Source organism: Methyloceanibacter sp. (assembly GCF_051306395.1).
In the GTDB taxonomy this organism is placed as follows: Bacteria; Pseudomonadota; Alphaproteobacteria; order Rhizobiales; family Methyloligellaceae; genus Methyloceanibacter.
In genome coordinates, this window is sequence record NZ_JBPPND010000235.1 from 1 (window position 1) to 3016 (window position 3016).

Annotated in this window: 4 protein-coding genes; 3 read left to right on the top strand and 1 reads right to left on the bottom strand. The window is 63.2% G+C overall.

Annotated features, from left to right (window positions below):
- Positions 1-578, top strand: a 578-nt coding sequence (locus ACSLE4_RS12600; protein ID WP_435904788.1) for a carbonic anhydrase, incomplete at its 5' end; no start/stop codon positions are given.
- A gap of 19 nt (positions 579-597) precedes the next feature.
- The gene (locus ACSLE4_RS12605; protein ID WP_435904789.1) at positions 598-1179 is read left to right on the top strand and encodes a GNAT family N-acetyltransferase; all 582 of its coding nucleotides are present in this window, start codon (positions 598-600) and stop codon (positions 1177-1179) included.
- Here the strand turns inward: ACSLE4_RS12605 and ACSLE4_RS12610 are convergent.
- The gene (locus ACSLE4_RS12610; protein ID WP_435904790.1) at positions 1176-2201 is read right to left on the bottom strand and encodes an aspartate-semialdehyde dehydrogenase; all 1026 of its coding nucleotides are present in this window, start codon (positions 2199-2201) and stop codon (positions 1176-1178) included. The genes ACSLE4_RS12605 and ACSLE4_RS12610 overlap by 4 nt on opposite strands.
- 146 nt (positions 2202-2347) lie before the next feature.
- On the opposite strand from ACSLE4_RS12610, the gene ACSLE4_RS12615 reads away from it, so the two are divergent.
- Positions 2348-3016: DUF7133 domain-containing protein (locus ACSLE4_RS12615; protein WP_435904791.1), on the top strand; the 669-nt coding region annotated here is incomplete at its 3' end.

Sequence of the window (3016 nt, forward strand, 5' to 3'; positions counted from 1 at the left end):
GGCCCGATAAAGGCCGGTATCGCCAGCTCGCAGCCTTAGGCCAATCGCCCACAGGCATGGTCATCGCCTGCTGCGATTCTCGTGTGGACGTATCCGCGATCTTCGATGCGGGCCCGGGCGAGCTGTTCATCATGCGCAATGTCGCCAATCTCGTCCCGCCGTTCGAGCCGGAGGGCAAGTTTCACGGCACCAGCGCCGCGGTAGAGTACGCCGCAACCGTGCTCAACGTGCCGAACATCATCGTGCTGGGTCATTCCCATTGCGGCGGCGTGGCGGCGTATCGCGAGAAGCTGGCGGGCAAGGCGGACGAGACGAGCTTCATCGGGCGCTGGCTGACGCTGCTCGACGGGCTTGACGTGAAGGAGAGCGAGGTCGGGGCGTTCGATCAGGAGACCGCGTTCGAGCTGGCCGGCATCCGCCAGTCGCTCGCGAACTTGCGCACGTTCGAGGCGCTGAAAGATCGCGAGGCCGAGGGCCTGCTTAGTCTGCACGGCCTTCACTTCGATATCGGCAGTGGCACGGTGCTGGCGCTCGACGAGGAGACCGACAGCTTCGCGCCTTTGTCGGAAGAGGTGTGAGTCCTAGGAGCGCCATCGCATGACCGCTGCCAAGGTCAGGACCGCAACACACGCTGACACAGATAAATGCGTGGCACTGATCGCGCTTGCGTTCAGCAGCGATCCGGTCGCACGTTGGGCGTACAAGGAACCTGCCGCCTATCTCGATCACTTTCCGCCGTTCGTCCGCGCCTTCAGTTGCGCTGCGTTCGATTGCGGCACGGCGCACCACATCGAAGGCTCCGCGGCCGCGCTATGGATTCCACCCGGCGTGGAGCCGGACGAAGGACCCCTCGTGGCGTTGATCGAGGCTTCAGTGCCGGTCGGCGATCGCGCAGCGGTCCTCGACGTGCTCGAGCAGATGGGCGAGGCGCATCCGCAAGAGCCGCACTGGTACTTACCGCTTATCGGTACCGATCCGGCGCAGCAGGGGCGCGGTCACGGGTCGGCACTTCTCCGGCACGCGCTCGCGATTTGTGACGCCGATCGGGTTCCTGCTTATCTCGAAGCGACAAGCCAGCGGAACGTGGCGCTCTACCAGCGGCACGGCTTCGAAATCACCGGCACGATCCAGGCCGGGGATTCGCCGATCATTACGCCGATGGTGCGGCAGCCCCGTTAAGCGGCCTTCTTCAGCAGGTTGCGCTCGATGATGGTCTCGGCGATCTGGATCGTGTTCAGCGCTGCGCCTTTCCGCAGATTGTCCGACACGCACCATAGCGACAGGGCGTTGTCCGCCGTCTGGTCGTCGCGAATGCGCGAGACGTAGGTCGCATAGTCGCCGACACATTCGACGGGCGTCACGTAACCGCCAGGCTCGCGTTTATCGACCACGAGTACGCCGGGCGCATCGCGCAAGATGCGCCGCGCAGCCTTCGCGGTGAGTTCCGTCTCGAACTCGATATTGACGGCCTCGGCGTGGCCGACGAACACCGGCACCCGCACGCACGTTGCCGTGAGCTTGATCTTGGGGTCGAGGATCTTCTTGGTCTCGACCATCATCTTCCACTCTTCCTTGGTTGAGCCATCGTCGAGGAAGACGTCGATGTGTGGGATCACGTTGAAGGCGATCTGCTTGGTGAACTTGTCGGGTTCGGGCGGCTGGGTGACGAAGATGCCCTTGGTCTGGTTCCACAGCTCGTCCATCGCTTCCTTGCCGGCGCCGGAGACGGACTGGTAGGTCGAGACCACCACGCGCTTGATCTTGGCCGCATCGTGGAGCGGCTTCAGCACGACGACGAGCTGCGCCGTGGAGCAGTTCGGATTGGCGATGATGTTCTTCTTGGTGAAGCCAGCAATGGCGTCCGCATTCACCTCCGGCACGATCAGCGGCACGTCCGGGTCGTAGCGCCAGCACGAGGAGTTGTCGATGACCACGCAGCCAGCTGAGCCGATCCTGGGCGACCATTGCTTGGAGATGGTGGAGCCCGCGGACATCAGGGCGAAGTCGACGCCGTGGAAGTCGAAATTCTCCAGATCGCGGCATTTCAGGCGCGCATCGCCGTAAGACACCTCCACGCCGATGGAGCGGCTGGAGGCGAGCGGGATCACCTCGTCGGCGGGGAATTCCCGCTCGGCCAGGATATTGAGCATCTCGCGCCCGACATTGCCGGTCGCGCCGATGACGGCGACTCTGTAACCCATGGTGAAGCTCCTAGGCCGGCGGGTCCGGCTGTCTTTCGGCGGATTTATGGGAATGGCGCGCCCTTGTAAAGGCGCGGCGATTCGGCTGGGAAACGGATGATGTTCCCGCGCGTTGATACTTCAGAAACTGCCACCCTGAGGCAAAAATGACATTTCTTGCCAAATGCGCCCTGCCGCTTGCCGCCGGGCTATTGCTCCTTCTGAGCGCCTGCGATTCTGCCGATCTCCCGGAAGAGGCATCGCAAGGCGCCAATCCCAACATTCCCGAGCCTAGCCAGGGCGTTTTGCCTACGGTGAACGTCGCCGAGGCGATCGCATGGCCTGATGGCGAAAAGCCGACGCCGGCCGAAGGGCTCGAGGTGAAGGCTTTCGCCAAGAGCCTAGACCATCCCCGCTGGCTCTATGTCCTTCCCAACGGCGACGTGTTGGTCGCGGAGACGAACGCGCCAAAGCGATCCGGCGGGCGTGAAGGCATTAGAGATTGGGTCATGGGCTGGGCGATGGACAGGGCCGGTGCGGCCGTCCCGAGTCCCAATCGGATCATGCTTCTCCGCGACGAGGATGGAGACGGCCAAGCCGACAAGAAGACGGTCTTTCTCGAGAATCTCGACTCGCCCTTCGGCATGGCGCTGATCGGCGAAGATCTCTACGTGGCCAACACGGATGCGGTAATGCGCTTTCCGTATGAGGACGGCGCCATGGAGATCAATGCGAAGGGCGAGAAGGTTGCCGACCTGCCGGGCGGAGCGCTCAACCATCATTGGACCAAGAGCCTGGTGGCAAGCCCCGACGGCAGGCATCTCTATTCAGGCGTT